The sequence below is a fragment of the Anoxynatronum sibiricum genome, assembly GCF_039414295.1.
GTDB classification, from domain to species: Bacteria; Bacillota; Clostridia; order Peptostreptococcales; family Tindalliaceae; genus Anoxynatronum; species Anoxynatronum sibiricum.
This window is the reverse complement of record NZ_JBCITM010000013.1, coordinates 65,819-83,170: the sequence shown is the minus strand read 5'-3', so window position 1 is coordinate 83,170 and position 17,352 is coordinate 65,819. Positions and strand designations below refer to the sequence as shown.

At 50.1% G+C, this 17,352-nt stretch carries 13 protein-coding genes and 2 riboswitches; of the genes, 8 read left to right on the top strand and 5 right to left on the bottom strand.

The features are described 5' to 3' along the window. Positions 1–45 precede the first annotated feature (45 nt). Positions 46–121: riboswitch (cyclic di-GMP riboswitch) on the top strand. 34 nt (positions 122–155) lie between these two features. Beyond that, positions 156–231: riboswitch (cyclic di-GMP riboswitch) on the top strand. A 13-nt stretch (positions 232–244) separates the two neighbouring features. The 5 genes from AAIG11_RS12475 to AAIG11_RS12455 all read left to right on the top strand — a co-directional run bounded on the left by AAIG11_RS12475 (position 245) and on the right by AAIG11_RS12455 (position 4,696). Next, positions 245–1,045: a transglutaminase-like domain-containing protein gene (locus AAIG11_RS12475; protein WP_343186571.1), complete on the top strand. Its 801-nt coding sequence runs from the start codon at positions 245–247 to the stop codon at positions 1,043–1,045. Between the two features lie 157 nt (positions 1,046–1,202). Further along, a complete protein-coding gene (locus AAIG11_RS12470; protein ID WP_343186570.1) occupies positions 1,203–1,376 on the top strand; it encodes a hypothetical protein in 174 nt (57 codons plus the stop codon). Positions 1,377–1,597: 221 nt separating this feature from the next. Next, positions 1,598–2,338: a sigma-70 family RNA polymerase sigma factor gene (locus AAIG11_RS12465; RefSeq protein WP_343186569.1), complete on the top strand. Its 741-nt coding sequence runs from the start codon at positions 1,598–1,600 to the stop codon at positions 2,336–2,338. Beyond that, positions 2,335–3,912 carry an anti-sigma factor domain-containing protein gene (locus AAIG11_RS12460; protein ID WP_343186568.1) on the top strand — a complete coding sequence of 526 codons (1,578 nt, stop codon included), beginning with the start codon at positions 2,335–2,337 and terminating at the stop codon, positions 3,910–3,912. The genes AAIG11_RS12465 and AAIG11_RS12460 overlap by 4 nt, the downstream gene beginning before the upstream one ends. 115 nt (positions 3,913–4,027) lie before the next feature. Beyond that, entirely contained in the window at positions 4,028–4,696 is a 669-nt protein-coding gene (locus AAIG11_RS12455; protein WP_343186567.1) for a cache domain-containing protein, read from the top strand. Positions 4,697–4,792: 96 nt separating this feature from the next. Here AAIG11_RS12455 and AAIG11_RS12450 read toward each other — a convergent pair whose 3' ends face one another. From AAIG11_RS12450 to AAIG11_RS12435, 4 genes are all read right to left on the bottom strand, one after another. Further along, positions 4,793–5,950: a baeRF7 domain-containing protein gene (locus AAIG11_RS12450; RefSeq protein ID WP_343186566.1), complete on the bottom strand. Its 1,158-nt coding sequence runs from the start codon at positions 5,948–5,950 to the stop codon at positions 4,793–4,795. Between the two features lie 131 nt (positions 5,951–6,081). Further along, positions 6,082–6,312, bottom strand: coding sequence for a MoaD/ThiS family protein (locus AAIG11_RS12445; protein ID WP_343186565.1), 231 nt, complete (start codon positions 6,310–6,312; stop codon positions 6,082–6,084). Next, complete coding sequence (locus AAIG11_RS12440; RefSeq protein ID WP_343186564.1) at positions 6,312–8,195, bottom strand: aldehyde ferredoxin oxidoreductase family protein; 1,884 nt, start codon at positions 8,193–8,195, stop codon at positions 6,312–6,314. The genes AAIG11_RS12445 and AAIG11_RS12440 overlap by 1 nt, the downstream gene beginning before the upstream one ends. 65 nt (positions 8,196–8,260) lie before the next feature. Further along, the gene (locus AAIG11_RS12435; RefSeq protein WP_343186563.1) at positions 8,261–9,436 is read right to left on the bottom strand and encodes an iron-containing alcohol dehydrogenase; all 1,176 of its coding nucleotides are present in this window, start codon (positions 9,434–9,436) and stop codon (positions 8,261–8,263) included. Between the two features lie 316 nt (positions 9,437–9,752). Between AAIG11_RS12435 and AAIG11_RS12430 the strand changes: the two genes are divergently transcribed. Together AAIG11_RS12430 and AAIG11_RS12425 are read left to right on the top strand one after the other, a co-directional pair. Then, on the top strand, positions 9,753–12,068 hold the full coding sequence (locus tag AAIG11_RS12430; protein WP_343186562.1) for a PAS domain S-box protein: 2,316 nt from the start codon (positions 9,753–9,755) through the stop codon (positions 12,066–12,068). 36 nt (positions 12,069–12,104) lie between these two features. Next, complete coding sequence (locus AAIG11_RS12425) at positions 12,105–13,220, top strand: HD-GYP domain-containing protein (RefSeq protein ID WP_343186561.1); 1,116 nt, start codon at positions 12,105–12,107, stop codon at positions 13,218–13,220. Positions 13,221–13,390: 170 nt separating this feature from the next. On the opposite strand, the gene AAIG11_RS12420 is transcribed toward AAIG11_RS12425, so the two are convergent. Beyond that, positions 13,391–14,626, bottom strand: coding sequence for an AI-2E family transporter (locus AAIG11_RS12420; protein WP_343186560.1), 1,236 nt, complete (start codon positions 14,624–14,626; stop codon positions 13,391–13,393). A 202-nt stretch (positions 14,627–14,828) separates the two neighbouring features. Here AAIG11_RS12420 and AAIG11_RS12415 point away from each other — a divergent pair, with 202 nt between their 5' ends. Next, positions 14,829–17,249 (top strand): S-layer homology domain-containing protein, encoded by a 2,421-nt coding sequence (locus AAIG11_RS12415; RefSeq protein ID WP_343186559.1) that lies wholly within the window; start codon positions 14,829–14,831, stop codon positions 17,247–17,249. Positions 17,250–17,352 lie beyond the last annotated feature (103 nt).

Below are 17,352 nucleotides of genomic sequence, written 5' to 3'. Positions count from 1 at the left end.
TAACAGCTCGTACAATTGAATGAGCAGGTAGGAAGCGAAACTTTTTACCGATAAAGGCAAACTTTGGGAAACCGGAGGACGCAAAGCTAAAGGGCCTGTAAAATGGCAGCCAGCTACCGAAGAAGAAGTTTTTTATTTACCCAAAAACCGCTTTCCACCGATAAAGGCAAACTTCAGGAAACTGAAGGACGCAAAGCTAAAGGGCCTGTAAAATGGCAGCCAGCTACCGAAAGGAAGTCTTTTTATGAATAAAAGCCGGTTTATGGTGATGTTGCTGATGGTGTTGGTTATTGCCAGTACCGTATCAGTCAGTGCAATGGAAGTGGCTTCCCTGGATACCCGTTCAGTGGAGACTGGTCTGTTGTCGGTTCAATACCAGGTGCCAGGACATACTGCCACCAAAATCATGCTTGAAAAAGGCGGCGAGCGGTCAGTTTTTGACCTTTCGGCAACAAGAACAGAAGAAACCATTCCGCTTCTTCTGGGTGACGGACAGTACAAGGTTTCCATCCTTGAGCATGTGAGCGGTAACCAGTACCGCCCCATCAAAACCGAAACCATTGAAGTGGCCATTGTTGATCCGACAGCCCGTTTCCTAAGTTCTGTTCAGGAAATTCGATGGGATCAGAATATGAAAGCCATACAGAAAGCAGCGGCTTTGACTGCCGGATTAACCACAGACATGGAAAAAGTGACGGCTATCTACGAATATATTGTTGAAAATATCAGATATGATGATGCCAAGGCAGCCACGGTCACCAGTGGCTATCAACCAGACATTGACGCCACTTTATTATCAGGCAGCGGTATCTGCTACGATTATGCCGCTCTCTTTGCAGCCATGATGCGGAGCGTGGGCGTGCCTGCCAGAATGGCAAAGGGGTATGCCCCGGGAATAGATGTGTATCACGCATGGAACGAAATACTGGTGGATGGTGAATGGCAGACGATGGATACCACCATGGATGCCGCCTACCGGCAGAGCAAGATGCCTGTAAAGATGTTCAAGGATGGCGCAGCATTTAATAAAACCAGTGAAGTATAGGATTAGGATCGTCTGGATGCATTTCAAGTTGATTGCCAATAATCATACTGCCTTTCCAACTTTCTTTCCATAAAAGAAGCCTGTCCCAACTCTCCCGGGACAGGCTTCTTTGCTACTCTCAAGTGAGCACGGTGATTAAAATAAGGTGGCAGACTGAATGGCACTGACGGCTATTTCAACAAGAGTCGATTTCTCAGGGGTGGTGCCTGTATTGAGAGTGCTTCATAATGTTCGATGGATTTTTAGTTTTGTTTTTTCGGGCAGCTATTGCAATGTTGGCCAGTCTCAATCCAATCAGGCAGAAAACATCGGGAGGCAGATTTCTGTTTGAGAGCAGTATCTGGTTGAGAGAAGTAACGGGTGATGTCAAAGCTGTTTTTAAGAGAAAGGGTTGCATGATCGCAATCAGAAAATAAGCGGAACAAAAAAAGGGTTTAGAATGAATGGAAAAGATAGATGGGTATGATAGAATATAACAATCATCATCCGTCAACAGATTAGTACCCTAAAATGAAACTTTGTTTCGTATTTAATTTGCGAGGAGGTGGCAGCGTGCCATCGCTTCTGAAGCACATTCCATTTGGCAAAAAACTGGAGAAGCGGGTGATATCCGCTCAGTCCGGCAGTGAATCTGAGCGGAATATGCTGATTCGGGAATATGCTCCGTTCATCAAAAAAAATCTAAGCCAACAACTGGGACGTTACATCGAAGAAGAAAACGATGATGTCTTTTCAGTTGGCTTAATGGCTTTTAATGAAGCCATCGACCATTACCAGCTGGAACGGGGCAGTTTTTTGCCCTTTGCGGCAACGGTGATTCGTAACCGCGCCATTGATCACCTCAGAAAAAACAAAGGTGCTGTGAATGAGATGCCCTTTACAGCGCTGGGCGAGGAAGGCATTGAAGGGGTTGCTGCCGGGCAGGTGCGTGTCCTGTGGCGCCCGCCTCCCGAAGAAACGCTTTCCATTCAGGAAGAGATGCAGCAGTTGGTGAAAAGACTGGCCCAGCTGGGATTGACACTTGATAACCTGGTGGAAAATGCCCCGAAACACGAAGACACAAGAAGGAATGCCATTCGAATTGCCCGGTTCTTATATGAGCAGCAGGATCTAAGGGAAGCAGCCCTGAAAAGTGGGCGTATGCCGCTTAAACGATTGCAGCAAGAGTACGGCGTGACTAAGAAAACGGTGGACCGGAGCAAGCAGTTTATTCTAGCAGTTATGATGATTCTTGACAGCGACCTGGAAACAATGAAAACATACATTCAATCGGTGGAGGAGGGATCAAAATGAAAGAAAAAGGGTGTGTCATCGAAGTGCGTCAGCACACGTTGGTTGTGATGACCAGTTCCTGTGACTTCATTGAAATCCCCCATACGACGGATTCGGTTTTTGCCGGAACTGAAATTGAGTTTACCAGAATGCCAGCTGCAGAAAAAACCAGCCGGCGAAAGAACCGTTTTTCGGCGTTCGTGCCTGCAGCTATTGCGGCGGCGATCTTCATGTTGATCGGTATGAGCAGCTTTCTCTGGTGGGTTCGACCAGAGCCAGTGGCATATCTGGTATCCATTGATGTGAACCCCAGCCTCGAAATCACATTAGCGGCAGATGGAAAAGTTATTGCAGCAACAGCGCTGAATGATGATGCAGCTACCCTGCAGTTGAAATCCATGAAAAACCAGCAGGCGGAAGACTCGATGACCTTTCTCCTGGAGCGATTGGAAGACCAGGGCTATTTGAACGGGAATGAAATACATTATCTGGTGCTTTCCTTGGCAACCATAAGTTCTGGAGACGAGGCGGAAGAAGTCGCAGATCAGCTGCTGATGATGATGGAAGATCGCCTGACTGCGCAGATTGAAAATCGGCATCTGACAGTGGAGCTCCTGGCATTTAAAGGCACTCCCCAGCAGGTAGCACTGGCAAAACAGGAAGGAATTTCCCTGAATCAGGTTGTTCTGAGAGAAGCTTATTGGCAAATCCACCAAAACGAAAGCGGTCATAACGACGTTAAATATGGTGAGGGCGAACCACCTGTGCCAGAGATGGTGAAGGAACTGCTTCGCCATAAGCGTCCGGACGAGGTGCCGATACCTGCTTCCACAGAAAGACAGCATCCTGTTTTTGAGTCGCACCCAGGCGGCCAGCAGGAGAAAACTGAGAATAACGGTGGAACTGGAGAAAAGGAACATCCTGTGTTTGACACCCATCCGGGAGTAACACAGCAGGAAAATAAGGGTGATATCCACCCGGTTTTTGAAGAACATCCAAGTCAGGGTAATCAGCCTGCAAAACGACCAACAGAACCAACAGAACCTGCAAAGCCGGAAAAAGAGGATAAGGCTAAGGACGATGCAGCATCAGATAAAGAACATCCTGTCTTTGAAGAACACCCGGGGCAGGGTAATGGACAAACTGGAAAACCCGAGACACCCCAAGAAGGTAAGCCGCCGGTTGAAGAGGAAGTCCCACCGCCTGATGGAAATCAAAATCATCCGGTCTTTGATGAACATCCTGGTCGGGGAACGGCAAACGATCCACAGCCTGAGAAGGAACATCCAGTGTTCGATGAAAACCCGGGCAAGGGCAATAAAACCGAAGAAAAACCGGATCAAACCCATCCGGTTTTTGACGAGAATCCAGGAAACTCCCAAGGTGTGCCCAATAATCAGGACAACACCAGTGATACCCCGGGATCAGGCAACAACAGCAACAACAGCAACAACAGCAACAACAGCAACAACAGCAACAACAGCAACAACAGCAACAACAGCAACAACAGCAACAACAGCAACAACAGCAACAACAGCAACAACAGCAACAACAGTAACAACAATAACAGCAATGAGAAGCGAAATGACTCATGATAAGTGGCGAAAAATGTTAAGCGGCAACTAAAAGAAGTCGATTAAATCCCATGGTGTCGGGTATTGATAACGAAAACCGGTCACAGGTTTTGCCTGACCCACGGGAGGAATGGCGATGACAGAACGATGGAAGCGCACCACCTGGCTATACCCCATAGTGATACCGTTGATACTGTTTATTCTGTTTAACACTTTTTACTCAGCCCCATTGCTTAAACGCAGCATGATCAGTGAAAAAGAAAGCCAGATTGAAGACCTGACCAATTTGGGAATTTCCATTCTTTCTCATTTTCATTCCATGGAAATGGACGGTAAATTAACCCGAAGTCAGGCCCAAGGGCAGGCTACCTCGCTGATTCGCGACCTGCGGTTTGGTCCGGAGGGAAAAGACTATTACTGGATCAATGACAAAACACCCACATTGGTGGTGCATCCTTTTCGCTCGGATCTTGAAAGAGTGAATCTGGAAGGTGAAGCAACCGGTGAGTTTCTGGCTCTCTTTGAAAGTTTTGTTGCCATTGCAGAGAGCGGACAAGAAGGCTTTACCCGTTATCAGTGGCAGTACTATGATGAAGCTGACAGAATGGAATCGAAAATTTCTTATATTAAGTATTTTGAGCCATGGGAGTGGATTATTGGAACAGGTCTTTACATTGACGATGTGGAGAAGGCCGCTCAGTCCCAGAGGAACATCAATGTGATATTTATCATTACGGTGCTTCAGCTGTTACTGGCAGGATTTGTTCTTTATAAGCTATTGATGAAACGCAAACAGCCCCAGTAAGTATAAACATTTGAAGCGCCCGGGAAATTTCCCGGGCGCTTCTTGTGAGGATCTTCATCAATGACAGGAACTCCCGTTGCATTGACGGGAGTGGTATCAGTAGCGGTAAATAGCCGATAGATGGCTGTCTGATGGCATTTCATCAGGTGACAGCAGAAAAACAGTGCCGCCGTTGAGATAAGCCTGAAGGGCAGCCATGTTTAACAGGTCTTCGTGATCGGGGCTGGGTGCATCCACCAGAACAACTTCCTGGGTTTCAGGTGAAAAGGATCCCCACTGCTGGGCACCTTTGGCCACAAAAAGGGTTTCTATGCGGCCATGCTGTGCTGCGGCCACGATATCACCGGTTTCACGGGCGGTGCGGCCTGTGCCATCCAATTCAGCATACTGGGCCAGTCCCTTTAGCTGGGCTTCTTTCAGCAGAGGTGCCACCAGTTCGAGGGCTTGCTGGTGAAGCTGTTGCGGCGTCAACTCTTCCGGATTGCCGGCGATGCCGTTCTCCATCAGATGAGGATAGGTGTTGGCTTCTCGATAAATGGGGAAAAGATAATCCACACCAGCCAACATCAAGGGGGCACCGGGGGTGGCCATTTTCTGCTGAATGCCGGCATCCACCTTATGGAAAAACTGCAACAGGTCTTTTTTTGTATTCTCCATACCGATTCCCTGCCCGTGGAAAGCAGCAGCCCGCATCTCGCCGCCGCCGGACTGTGGGGTTCGGGTGCTGAACTGAAGCTGTTTTTCCGGCTGATCATATCGCATGGCTTCATCCAGACTTTCGGGAATCCCGTCCAGGTCAAGGGGATAAATATGGGTGCTGGAGCATTGGAATAAGCCGATTTGATTCTGGCTTAATGTGAGAAGGTAAAATTGAAAATCCTGTGTCAGCAGAGGCAGCAGGGGTTTTAAATGAAACTGACGCCCGGCTTCCGCCAGCTCTTCAAAAGCATGGGGAAGGCGATAATACCGGAAAAGTCTGCGATTGACAAAGGCTGCCAGTCCCTCCTGCTGATGACTCCAGAAAAGGCTTTCATTCAGCAGGGTATCCACCGGTTGTAACAATTTTTCAATATCCGATGGACGATACCCGCTCTCTTTCAGCTGATCTTCTGCCTGACGAAGGAGGTTTTTCAGTTTGATCCGGTTTTGCTGCGATTCGGTACTTACCGGATTTGTGGGGAGGAAAAACGATACACTGGGCTCCTCGCCCATTTCCATCAGTTCTCGCAATTCTTCTTTGGTGAATGGTTTCATAGGGCTCCTCCTTTACCAAAAATCTTCCTGCTTGCCGCACATGTCGGCAAACGGGCCGGCTGTGAAACCGTATTCTTGGTGAGTACTTACCCTAAAACCATACAGCTAAACTGTCGGTTCAAAACAACCCTTCAACCGCCATCCATGGGTGGAAACACCATCAGATGATCACCTTCATTAAGCGTATCCTCCCGTTTTCGGATTTCCCTGTGGTTCACCACATACAGCCAGACGCGATGGTCTGACACGTCAAATTGATCCATGACCTGCCCGACGGTGGTACCGTCGGGCAGATTCAGGGGGGCATTGCGAAGGGGTTTTTCACCCGGAAGAGGTAAAAAAACAGACAGCAATATATTCATCAGGCATCCGCCTTGCTACGCTGGTAATCGCAGGTTTCTTCTTCCAGAAGACCCAGCTTTGCCAGTGACCCGGGGGTGGGAACGCCTGCCTCATCCCAGCCCATCAGCTGGTAGTAGGCACTGCGGGCTTCCAGGAAATCTTCCTGTAGAATGGCCACACCTTTCAGCGGGCCCTCTTCAAAAGGTTCCAAAAACCGGGGGCATAGCTCGTCGTCCTTGACACCAAAGCCCTCTCGCAGATTGAAAAGGCGGGCATTCACAATGCTTCGTTCAGAAACCGCCATCATTTCAGCAGTGGTGGTGTTCCAGCCAGTCACTGCCTGAATCAGTTGTTGAAGCTGGTTTGTTGTCCAGGGAATGAAAAAGCAGGTAACCAGACAATCTGCCAAATAACGGGAAAAAGAGGCATAGTGGAACAGGCGGGCTTTTTTAGCATTGAGAGTGGATGCGGGTAAAGGGGATGCAGTATACCCCAGGGCACGAAGTTCGTCGAAACCGGGCGTCTCTTTCACATACAGCGTGTCATGGAGATTGTGAGTATGGTCGGCACCTGTGGGAGACAGGGCATAACCCAGCCCCAGTCCTTGTTTTAGCCTGGCCTCGTGCAGGGGCATTTCCTGTCCCTTGATCTGAACAGCCAGGGGCAGGGTAGCCTCGCCCCATTGTGCAGCAGCACTTCGGGTGCCTTCAGCCAGCACTTCTCCCACACCCTTGCGCAGGGCAATGTCATGAATCACATCCAGGCAAACGGCATCTCCAAAAGCCAGTTGTCGGCCATGGGTTTCCCCTGTGCTGATAAGCCCTTTTTCATAGGCTTCAGTGGCAAAGCTGATGCACATGCCGGTGGCAATGCTGTCCAGGCCGTAGGCGTTACAAAGCTCGTTGGCTTTCTGAATCACTTCAAGATCGCTGATGCCCAGATTTGAACCGAAAGCCGCAACGGTCTCATATTCAGGGCCTTTATAGCGGGCATCCACTTTATAAGGGCCGCCGCCACGCACTTTGATGCCACAGCGCACAGGGCAGGCGTAGCAGCCGGAACGTTCAGTCATATAAGCGTCCCGTACGGTCTGTGGAAAGAACTTTTCGGCTTCTTCAAACTGTCCCTGGGTAAAGTTTCTGGTGGGCAGGCCTCCGGCGGCATTCAATGGTGGGAGTACCATCAGGGTGCCGTTTTCATAGATGTTGGAAGCCAGCGTCTGATAGTGCTGCGCCATGAAGCGGGTGAGGTCTTTTACAGCGTCTGGGTCATGAACTGCAGGTGTTTTGGAACCGGAAACCGTCACTGCCCGCAGGTTCTTGGAACCCATCACAGCACCGATGCCGCAGCGGCCCACAAAATGTTCCAGATCATGAACCACACAAGCATACTTCACCAGATTTTCTCCGGCTGGGCCAATTTGGGCAATGCGCACCTTTCCTTCTGCCTGAGTCAGCAGTTCCTGTACATCGCCGGTGGATTGGCCCCAGAGATGACGGGCATCCTTAATGGTAACCGTGTCGTTCTTGATGGACAGATAGACCGGGTGTGCTGCCCGGCCTTCCACAATAAGCGCATCATAACCAGCCCGCTTCAGCTCGGCTCCCCAGAATCCTCCTGCCTCGCCGTCGCCGTAACCGCCGGTAACCGGTGATTTGGCGCCGATACTGTGGCGGCCGCTCCCAGGAATGGGATTGCCGGTGAGAATGCCGGTGGCAAAAATAACCTTATTTTCCGGCCCCAGGGCATCGGTGCCGGGTGCCAGTTCTTTCAGCAGCAAAGCGGCAATCACGCCCCGGCCGCCGTAATACTTGCGGTAAAAAGCAGGGTTCACCTCTTCACGGGAAATGTTTCCTGTGGTGAGATTTACGCGCAGAAAATATCCGTTGCTTCCGTACATCATGGGATCATCCTCCTAACCTGTTTTCGATGCCTCTCTAGCCGCGGCGTGGTCGCTGCGTTACTGCATTAATCGGTTCCGTTGCCGGCATAAGCCTGCTGAAACACTGCCAGATAGTCATCTTTGGTCATGGGGCGGGGGTTGCTTTCGGTGGAGATATTGTTGGCAGACATGACGGCCATTTCTTCAAAGTCATCAGGGCTGATTCGTAAATGGCTGAAGGATGGGAGTTCCACCATTTTTGACAGTTCCTTCACCCGTGAGATGGCTGCGGCGGCGCCGGCCTCATCAGAGCTGAAGCTGCAGCCCATGGCATGTGCCAGACGGGCATAACGCGCTGTGCAGGCTGGTTGGTTGAAGGTCATTACATAGGGCAGGAGAATGGCATTGCAGAGACCGTGGGGCAGGTCCAGCCGTCCGCCAAGAGATTCAGCCATGCAATGGACGGCACCCACATCTGAGTGGCTGAAGGCCAAACCGGCCAATAGACTGCCCAACATCATGGCGCTGCGGGCCTCCAAATGATCTCCCTGTTGATATGCTTGTACCAGTGAAGCGCTGATCAACTCAGTGGCTTGAAGGGCCAGGGCATCACTGATGGGGTTGGCCACATTCACCGTATAGGCCTCGATGGCATGGGTGAGAGCATCCATACCAGTGGAGGCTGTCACGTGGTCCGGAAGATCCAGGGTCATCTCAGGGTCCACCAGGGCTGCCCGAGGTGCCATATAAGGGCTCTTGACAGTCATTTTATACTGATTCAGAGTGTCGTTGATCACCGAAGAAAAGGTAACTTCGCTGCCAGTGCCGGATGTGGTGGGGATGGTGTAGAGGGGTAAAAGGGGACGGGGGACTTTTCCTTTTCCTTCAAAGGGTTTGATTTTCTCTTCACCCAGACTTAAAAGAACATTGACTGCCTTGGCACAATCAATGGGACTGCCTCCGCCAAGGGCAATCACTGCCTGGGCACCGGTTTCCCGACCCATCCGGGCAGCGGTCTCCACCTCTGTATCCCGGGGATTGGGAGACACCTGTTCATAAACGGCATAGTTGACAGCGGCTTCTGTCAGCAGCAGATCCAGCACGTCCAGAAGACTGGCCTTGATGATGCCGGGGTCGGTGACTACCAGCACCTGGCGGATGCCTTCGGATTTGAGAAGTCCAGGCAGTTCTTTCACGACACCGGGACCATAATGAATGTCGGTTGGCAACGTAAAGGTAAAAGGTTTTGTCGCTGTTAACATGGTTCATACCTCCCTGATTTCAATGCGCTCAACGGCTTGGTCTGCGATTCTTTCACACTGCTAACTCGAAAAGGTATTCGACACTGACCGCCTCAGTTCCTGCCTGAAAGAAAAAAGAAAGTGAAACAATTAAATGTGAGAGGTGATACTTCTCGAAAAGCAGCAGAAGGTTGTCTAAAACGGTTGCAGTCTCGCAGCAAAATGCATCAAAAAGCAGGAAAATGGCGTGGATTCAGAAAAAACAGTGAATGATTTTTGGTTTTGCGGTATAATGGATAATAAATGCCGGAAGTTGACGAAGGAGACGATGCGTGTCATGGAGAAAGACAAACAGAACGACAATATCTCAACCTTCACAAGTATTGATACGGCAGTTATTCAACCGAATATTTTTTTAGAAGGCACTCATGACGCAGTCGTATTGCTTGCCGTGACGCCAGACGGAAATTTCAGTTATCAGGCGGCAAATCGTCGCTACCTGGAAGTAACGGGACTTTCACTGGAAGAACTGCTGGGAAAAACTCCTGAAGAGGTACACGGCGAAGAAACAGGCAGGCATATCATCAACAACTTAATCAATTGTGTTGACGCCTGTCAACCCATTCAATATGAAGAAACCCTTCTGCTGGTCGGTCAGATGCGTTCAGCATTGGTACAGCTTTCGCCTGTGTTGGATGAAGCGGGGAAAGTGATGCAGATACTCGGTTCCACCCGGGATATCACTGACCAGAAACGCATTGAACAGCAATTGAAAGAGCAGAATAAGAATCTGGAAGCTCTTTTCACCAATTCATCTGATGGGATCGTATTCTTTGACCGGGACCACCGTATTGTCAGTATTAATCAGCGATTCCAGGAAATCTTTGGTTATTCCCCTGAGGATGTTCGGGGGAAAAACGTGGACGATCTTATTACCCGCTCCCATAACCTTCAGGAAGCGGAGGCGCTGACAAGCCGCCTCATGAATGGTGATTTGGTGAATACCCAGGCGGTACGCTACCACCGTGATGGATTTTCATTAACCGTTGAGATCAGGGGACTGGTGGTGAAGGTGGAAGGTGAAATAACCGGAGGATACGGTATTTACACTGACATTACAAGAGAACAGCAGGCGCAGGAAGCACTGGCGTTAAGCGAAGAACGGTGGCAGTTTGCTCTGGAAGGCAGCGATCACGGCGTCTGGGACTGGAATATGGAAAGTGGTGAGGTGTTCTACTCATCCCAGTACCTGCGCATCCTCGGCTACCAGCCCGGTGATTTGGAAGGCAGCTACACCACCTTTCAGCGTTTGGTACACCCGGAAGACTGGGAAAAACTGATTGTAGATCATGAACGGCATCTTGCAGGCGAAATACCGGTGGTTGCCATGGAATACCGGATGTATTGTCAGGATGGTCGGTGGAAATGGGTCTTATCCAAGGGAAAGGTGATGCAACGGGATCAAAATGGCACCCCTTTGCGGATGACAGGGACAATTAACGACATTACTGAACGGAAGCTGGCCGAGGAGAAAATACGTTTCCTCAGTTATCATGATAAACTGACAGGGTTGTACAACCGGGCATTTTTTGAGGAAGAAATGTATCGAATGGACACACCTCGCAACTGGCCCCTCACCATTATCATTGGTGATGTTGACGGGTTGAAAATGGCCAATGATTTTCATGGGCATCATGTGGGTGATCGGCTGCTGACGCGTATTGCAGAAATTCTGACCAGTGCCTGCAGGGCAGATGATGTCATCGCTCGATGGGGTGGTGATGAATTTGCCATTCTGCTGCCCGGTACAGGGGAAGAAGGCGGCCGAAAAATTGGCGAGCGGATTACCGGACTGTGCAGCCTCTATGAGGATCTGCCGGTGAAACCCAGTCTTTCATGGGGAAGTGCGACAAAAGACAGTGCATCGCCTTCGCTGGAAGCGTTGATTCGAAAAGCAGAGCTGGAAATGTATAAGAGAAAAGTCAAAAGCAGTCAAAGTACCCGGCAGCAGCTGCGCAAACGTTACGCAGTGCCGGATCTTGATAAAGCCTTTCAACACATCATCAATCAGGGAGGAATCAACATGATCAGAGAACTGGTGGAAAAAAACAGGACCTACCGGCGGTTTGATGAAACCAGGGAAATATCAGAAGAACAACTGCGGGAGTGGGTGGATCTTGCCCGGATCACCAGCAGTGGTGCAAACTTACAACCCTTGAAATACCATCTCTCATGGCAGTCGGAAAAAAATGAACGCATTTTTCCCCACCTGCGCTGGGCAGGATACCTGAAAGACTGGGAAGGACCCATTTCTGGCGAAAGACCAACAGCGTACATTGTGGTACTGGGAGACACTCTTGTCAGCAAAAACTACTGGTGGGATCATGGACTGGCCAGTCAGTCAATTCTCTTGGCTGCTGTGGAAGAGGGCTATGGCGGTTGTATGTTTGGCTCCATTGATCGTGATGGCCTGAGGGACGCACTGAATCTGGACCCGCGGTTTGAGATTCTGCTGGTCATTGCGCTCGGAAAGCCGGTGGAAAAAGTGATATTGGAACCATTGAAGCCAGATGGTGACATCAAGTACTACAGAGATGAAAATCAGGCACACCATGTGCCTAAACGTTCATTGGAAGAAGTGATTGTTCCATAAAAGGCGGTACCAATCAATGATTGCTGGAGGTCGGATATGTCGGAAATTGTCTATGTGACATCAAAAAACATCTTTTTGGAAGAGTTGAAGCAGGGGATGATGATAGACCAAGATGTATACTCAGCCCAGGGAATGGTGCTGCTTCCGCGGGGACACATTTTGGATGAGCTTGACAGAGTCAAGCATGTACTGACGACTCACGGTATCATGATGCTGAAGGTTCGGATCCCTGAAGAGATAGCCGGGACTCAAGTCGAGACACACCGGCCCCCAAAGGAAGAAACCCTTCAGGAGCGCCAGGCGAAGGTGTTTCTGGAGACCATTGATGAAAAATGTGACCGGTTGAAAACGGAGTTTCAGCGAATGATGATGAACGGTGAAGTCAACAAAGAAACGCTGGGCGAACGGCTGGATGAAACCCTTACCGCTTTTGATGCAGACATTAATGTGATGCAGTTGATGCAGAAAGTACGAGATCTGGATGACAGCACGTATGTCCATTCTCATAACGTGGCACTCACCAGCCACCTCATTGGCCGCTGGATGGAGCTTCCGGACGATCAACTGAAGGAACTGACTCAGACAGCCCTCTTTATTGACATAGGCAAGATGAAAGTTGATTCTGAAATCATGCAAAAAAAAGGGGTATTCTCTGAACTGGAATTTGCTGAAGCCCGTAAACACGCTCAGTACAGTTACGAAGCCATTAAAGACTACCACTTCCTGTCACATCAGGTGGCCATGGGCGTGTTGCATCATCATGAACGGATGGATGGCAGTGGATATCCTATGGGCCTGAAAGGAGAAGATATTCCCTTTTACGCACGAATTGTTGCCGTGGCAGATGTTTATAATGCGCTGACATCAAAGCGGCCCCACCGGGATAAAATGACTCCCTTTGAAGCCATTCGCATTATGGAAACAGAGTTCAACGAATTGCTGGATCCCAAGGTGCTCTATCTGTTCCTTAATCGAATCGGAACCCTTTTTACAGGCCAGCGGATTATTCTGCAGGACGGTCGCACGGGAGAGATTATTTTTGTTCCCCGGCAGAACATTCACCGCCCCATGGTGCGCATGGATGACACTGAAGAAGTGGTGGACCTGAACCAGAATGAATACCGCCATCTTCAGATCCGCGACTTCGTGTAAACTCACGAATCAAAAACCCTGTGGCTCACATCCCATGTGTGAGCCGCAGGGTTTTTCTGGTGACACTTTAAATCACAGGAAAACAATGAAATGGAGTTCTTCGGTGAACATGATCAGAACCGGTACTGCCGGTATCACATGAGGGGCATGTGCTGTTGCACTTCAAGCAATTACTGTTCGAAGAATGAGGGATACCTTTCACGAAACCAGTTAATGACGGCCAGAACAAGTACGCGGACCACTGCAGCCGTCGGTACGGCAATGAGCAGTCCCACCAACCCCCAAAGGGCGCCTCCCATGAGGAGGGCCAAAATCACCAGCGTGGGATGAAGTCCCACCCGTTTTCCAACAATTCGGGGTGATATGACACTGCTTTCCACTTGCTGAATCACAGTAAAGGCAAGAATCACCCAGAGGGTCTGCAGCGGGCTGGTGAGGAGAGCCATTAACACGGCGGGTATTGCGCCGATGAAGGGTCCCAGATAGGGGATAATGTTGGTGACGCCGGCGACGATTCCCAGAATCAGGGCAAAATCAATGCCCAGCAGCAAAAGAACCATACCGCTGAGTATCCCAACAAAAAAGGCCACAATCAACTGTCCCCGGATAAAGCCACCCAGCACATCATCAATCTGACGGGCCAGTGGAAACACCCACTGCCTGCTTCCGGGAGGCACTGAACGCTTCACGCTGCCGGCAATCTTATCGCCGTCTTTCATAAAATAAAAAGTGAGTACCGGGACGGTCACCAGGGTTACCAGGCTGGATACCAGTGAACTGACACTTTTCATGAGAGACCCCAGAGACTGAAGCAGCCAGTTACTGACTGTCTGAAAATCCAGGCCAAAAAAATCGGTCACCTGATCGAGGGTGTCTGGAAGAAATGCAAAACTGGAAAGGCGCTGGTTGTACCAGCTTTCCGCCTGTTTATACCACTGGAGGCTGTACTGGGGCAGTTGTTCTCCCAGATGCCGGATCTCATTACCCAGGCTTGGCAGCAGTGTCATTGACAACACTATCAGCAGGACGATCAGAGTGACAAAAAGAGCCGCCACCGCCTGAAGACGGCTGAACTTTCGCCTGATCAGGTAAGCGACCACGGGATTCAGGGCATAAGCCAGCACACCGGCGATGAAAAAAGGCGTCAGCAACGAAAGGATGAGCGCACGACGTGCCAAAATCCACAAAAGAACCAGTGCACCCAGCACCATGAAAAAAATCAGTTTAAACTGGCCCGTATCGAACTTCAGTTTCTGGGACTCAGGCACTTTCGAGTTTCCGATGTGTATCAGATAATAAGCGCCAAGGACCAGCAATACAAAGAGAGCTCCAAAAACCAGATTTCCCAGAAGTTCGGATAATGCACTGTTTTGAAGCCATTGACCCAGCTGTGTAGGATCCATCATGTCACCTGTCTTTCAATTTGTTGTTTCAGACATTTTACCACCTAACATATACCCCTGCAACCCGCATCTAATCAAAGAGTCATGTTATCATTGGCTGTGAATTATATTTTTAGTGACTGCAACTTCTTTTATAGATGAACGTCATAATGGGTATCAATGCAACAGCAGAACAACCGTCTTTGATCACAGGGAGGAATGGAAAATGAGTCAAAAACAACCAAAATGGCTGGTGTTGCTTCTGGTGGCAGCACTGGTTGCCGGCAGTCTCAACAGTGCCTTTGCGCTAACTGTTGCAGAGTCGTTCACTGCAACGGAGGCGGCAGAGATGCCTGTGATGACACCGGAAACAACAATGGGGATGCCGGTAAATGGCGGTCAGGACTTCATTGAACCCGGCGTGACACCGGAAATGAGCAGAGAACATGCCGTTGAGATTGCGACAGAAGCATTGAGGCAACATGCCGGCATGGATGTCACCACCGGCAACTTTCAACTCAACACCGAATACCGGCGAGACTGGCAGTTAACAGACCGGTATGTGTGGAACCTCTACTGGTATCTAAGTGATCCCATGAATTATGCCAGTGCCAACGTGACGTTGGATGCCGGCACCGGAGAGATTATGGATCTGAGCCAGGACAAGGGGAGCTACGGTGAAACTCAACGACCACTGCTTCAGTTGACACGCCATGAAGCCCGGCAAAAAGCAGAAAGTTTCATTCAAAAGCTCTTTCCAGGGCGCCTGGCAGACATGCAGCTTCGGGAAAGCCCAGAAAACTACATGGGAATGGCTGGTATGGGAACCTACCAGTATTCGTTTAACTATGTACGTCACATTGACGGGATTGTTTATGATGCCAATTTTGTGAATATCAGTATCGATGGCAGTACCGGAGAAATCAAGTGGTTTGGTCAGCGATGGGAAACTGACCCTGAGTTGCCCGATGCCCAGGGAATCATCAGTGAGTCCCAGGCACGAAGCCGTTTGACCGGTCTCATGCAGTCGGAGCTTTTTTACCTCCCCCTGCGAAATGAATTTACCTATGAGTCGATTCCCAGCCAGTTTCGGCTGGCATACAGAATGGATGCCTCCATGGTGAACATGATCAATGCCAAGACCGGTCAGCCCGTTGACTGGAGCGGGCGGGATGATACCCTTGACATGCTGGAAAAAGACCTGACACCTGTCGAGAAAGAAGCCATTGCAGCTCAGGCCGCACCGGTTTCGTCTTTGCCGCAGCCCTTGAATCAGCAGCAGGCTGAAGAAATGGCGCTGAGCTATATTCGGGAACTGGCAGGAAAAGAGGCGGTCATCCAGGCAGCCAACTATATGGAAGGCGACCATTACTGGGAAACCGTGGGACGCAGCGCATGGAATCTGGACTTTGCACTGACAGAGTCGGAAGAAGTCAGTGGCAGCAATGGCGATGAGCGCGTGATGATGCCTGGCTATACCAATGGACGGGTGATGGTGAACGCCCGTACCGGTGAGTTGATTGCCTTCAACTGGTGGCAGTACATGGAAGGACCCTACGGCAACACAGAAAAGCCTGCCTTGAGCTGGGAAGAAGGATACGACATGGCCATCGAGATGATTGCCGCCAATCACCCCGGCAGAATCAATGAAATTCGCACCTGGCAGCGCAGCCTGCAGCAGCGGGAAGTAATGGATGGGCAGGTAATGCACCCCACCGAATACTACTACTATTTCCCCAGAATTATCGAAGGCATCGTATTCGATGAAAACAATCTGAGTGTGGGTATCAACGCCACCACCGGTACCGTCACCAATTACACCGACAGATGGAGTGATACACTGACGCTTCCAAAAGCCGAAAACCTGATGACTGCCCGGGAAGGAATGGAAGCACTGCTGAAAAATTACCGATTGGAACTGGCTTACTTGCGTTATAATACCGACTACGAAAGCCTGTACCCTGAGTACGAAACTAAACTGGTATACCGATGGATGTTAAATGAAGCCACCAGCAACTATCCCTATGTAGATGCACAGGCCGGCACGCCGCTGGATTTCAATGGTCGTGCCCTGCCCCAACAGGATTCCCAGGGGTTTGATGCCCGCATCACCGGCCACTGGGTTGAGCGGACGGCTCGCCTGCTGGCCCAGCAGGGGATTCTGGACACCACCAGTTTTGATCCTGATGAGCCCATCACCCGTATGGATGTGGTCAAAATGATGGTGAAGGCCCGGGGGATTGATTACTACGGCCCAATGATGGAAGCCGGTGGTGATGAAAAAGTACAGTTTGTGGATGTGTCGGAAGCAGACGAGGACTATCGATACTTACAGTGGGCCATTCGTTATGGCTATATTGATAACCAGCCCCAGGAGTTCCAGCGGGAAGCCACCATCACCCGTGAAGAACTGGTTGTATGGATGACTCGTTTCACGGGATACCGACAGCTGGCGGCTGCCACCCATATTTTTCAGGTGCCCTACACCGACGCTGACACCATTTCCAAGGAAGCGGTGGGAGCAGTGGCCATCAATTACGGATTAGGAATCATTAGCGGTTCAGGGCAGTTTCGTCCCCAAGATGAAGTCACCATGGCAGAAACAGCGGATATCCTTTATAAGGCAGTGGCTCAGCAACGAAGATAATGGTATAATGAAATCAGTCACTGAAGGCTGAGCACGCAAAGGCCAGGCCCCTGTCCATCAGGTGTGCCCGGCCTTTTTGCAAACCGCCTGAGCAGGTTGATCT

What these genes read in the sequence shown, in the direction of transcription:
- AAIG11_RS12475 (WP_343186571.1), top strand. Translation starts at nt 245, where the DNA reads ATGAATAAAAGCCGGTTTATGGTGATGTTGCTGATGGTGTTGGTTATT.
- AAIG11_RS12470 (WP_343186570.1), top strand. Translation starts at nt 1,203, where the DNA reads ATGGCACTGACGGCTATTTCAACAAGAGTCGATTTCTCAGGGGTGGTG.
- AAIG11_RS12460 (WP_343186568.1), top strand. Translation starts at nt 2,335, where the DNA reads ATGAAAGAAAAAGGGTGTGTCATCGAAGTGCGTCAGCACACGTTGGTT.
- AAIG11_RS12455 (WP_343186567.1), top strand. Translation starts at nt 4,028, where the DNA reads ATGACAGAACGATGGAAGCGCACCACCTGGCTATACCCCATAGTGATA.
- AAIG11_RS12450 (WP_343186566.1), bottom strand. Translation starts at nt 5,950, where the DNA reads ATGAAACCATTCACCAAAGAAGAATTGCGAGAACTGATGGAAATGGGC.
- AAIG11_RS12445 (WP_343186565.1), bottom strand. Translation starts at nt 6,312, where the DNA reads ATGAATATATTGCTGTCTGTTTTTTTACCTCTTCCGGGTGAAAAACCC.
- AAIG11_RS12440 (WP_343186564.1), bottom strand. Translation starts at nt 8,195, where the DNA reads ATGATGTACGGAAGCAACGGATATTTTCTGCGCGTAAATCTCACCACA.
- AAIG11_RS12435 (WP_343186563.1), bottom strand. Translation starts at nt 9,436, where the DNA reads ATGTTAACAGCGACAAAACCTTTTACCTTTACGTTGCCAACCGACATT.
- AAIG11_RS12430 (WP_343186562.1), top strand. Translation starts at nt 9,753, where the DNA reads ATGGAGAAAGACAAACAGAACGACAATATCTCAACCTTCACAAGTATT.
- AAIG11_RS12425 (WP_343186561.1), top strand. Translation starts at nt 12,105, where the DNA reads ATGTCGGAAATTGTCTATGTGACATCAAAAAACATCTTTTTGGAAGAG.
- AAIG11_RS12420 (WP_343186560.1), bottom strand. Translation starts at nt 14,626, where the DNA reads ATGATGGATCCTACACAGCTGGGTCAATGGCTTCAAAACAGTGCATTA.
- AAIG11_RS12415 (WP_343186559.1), top strand. Translation starts at nt 14,829, where the DNA reads ATGAGTCAAAAACAACCAAAATGGCTGGTGTTGCTTCTGGTGGCAGCA.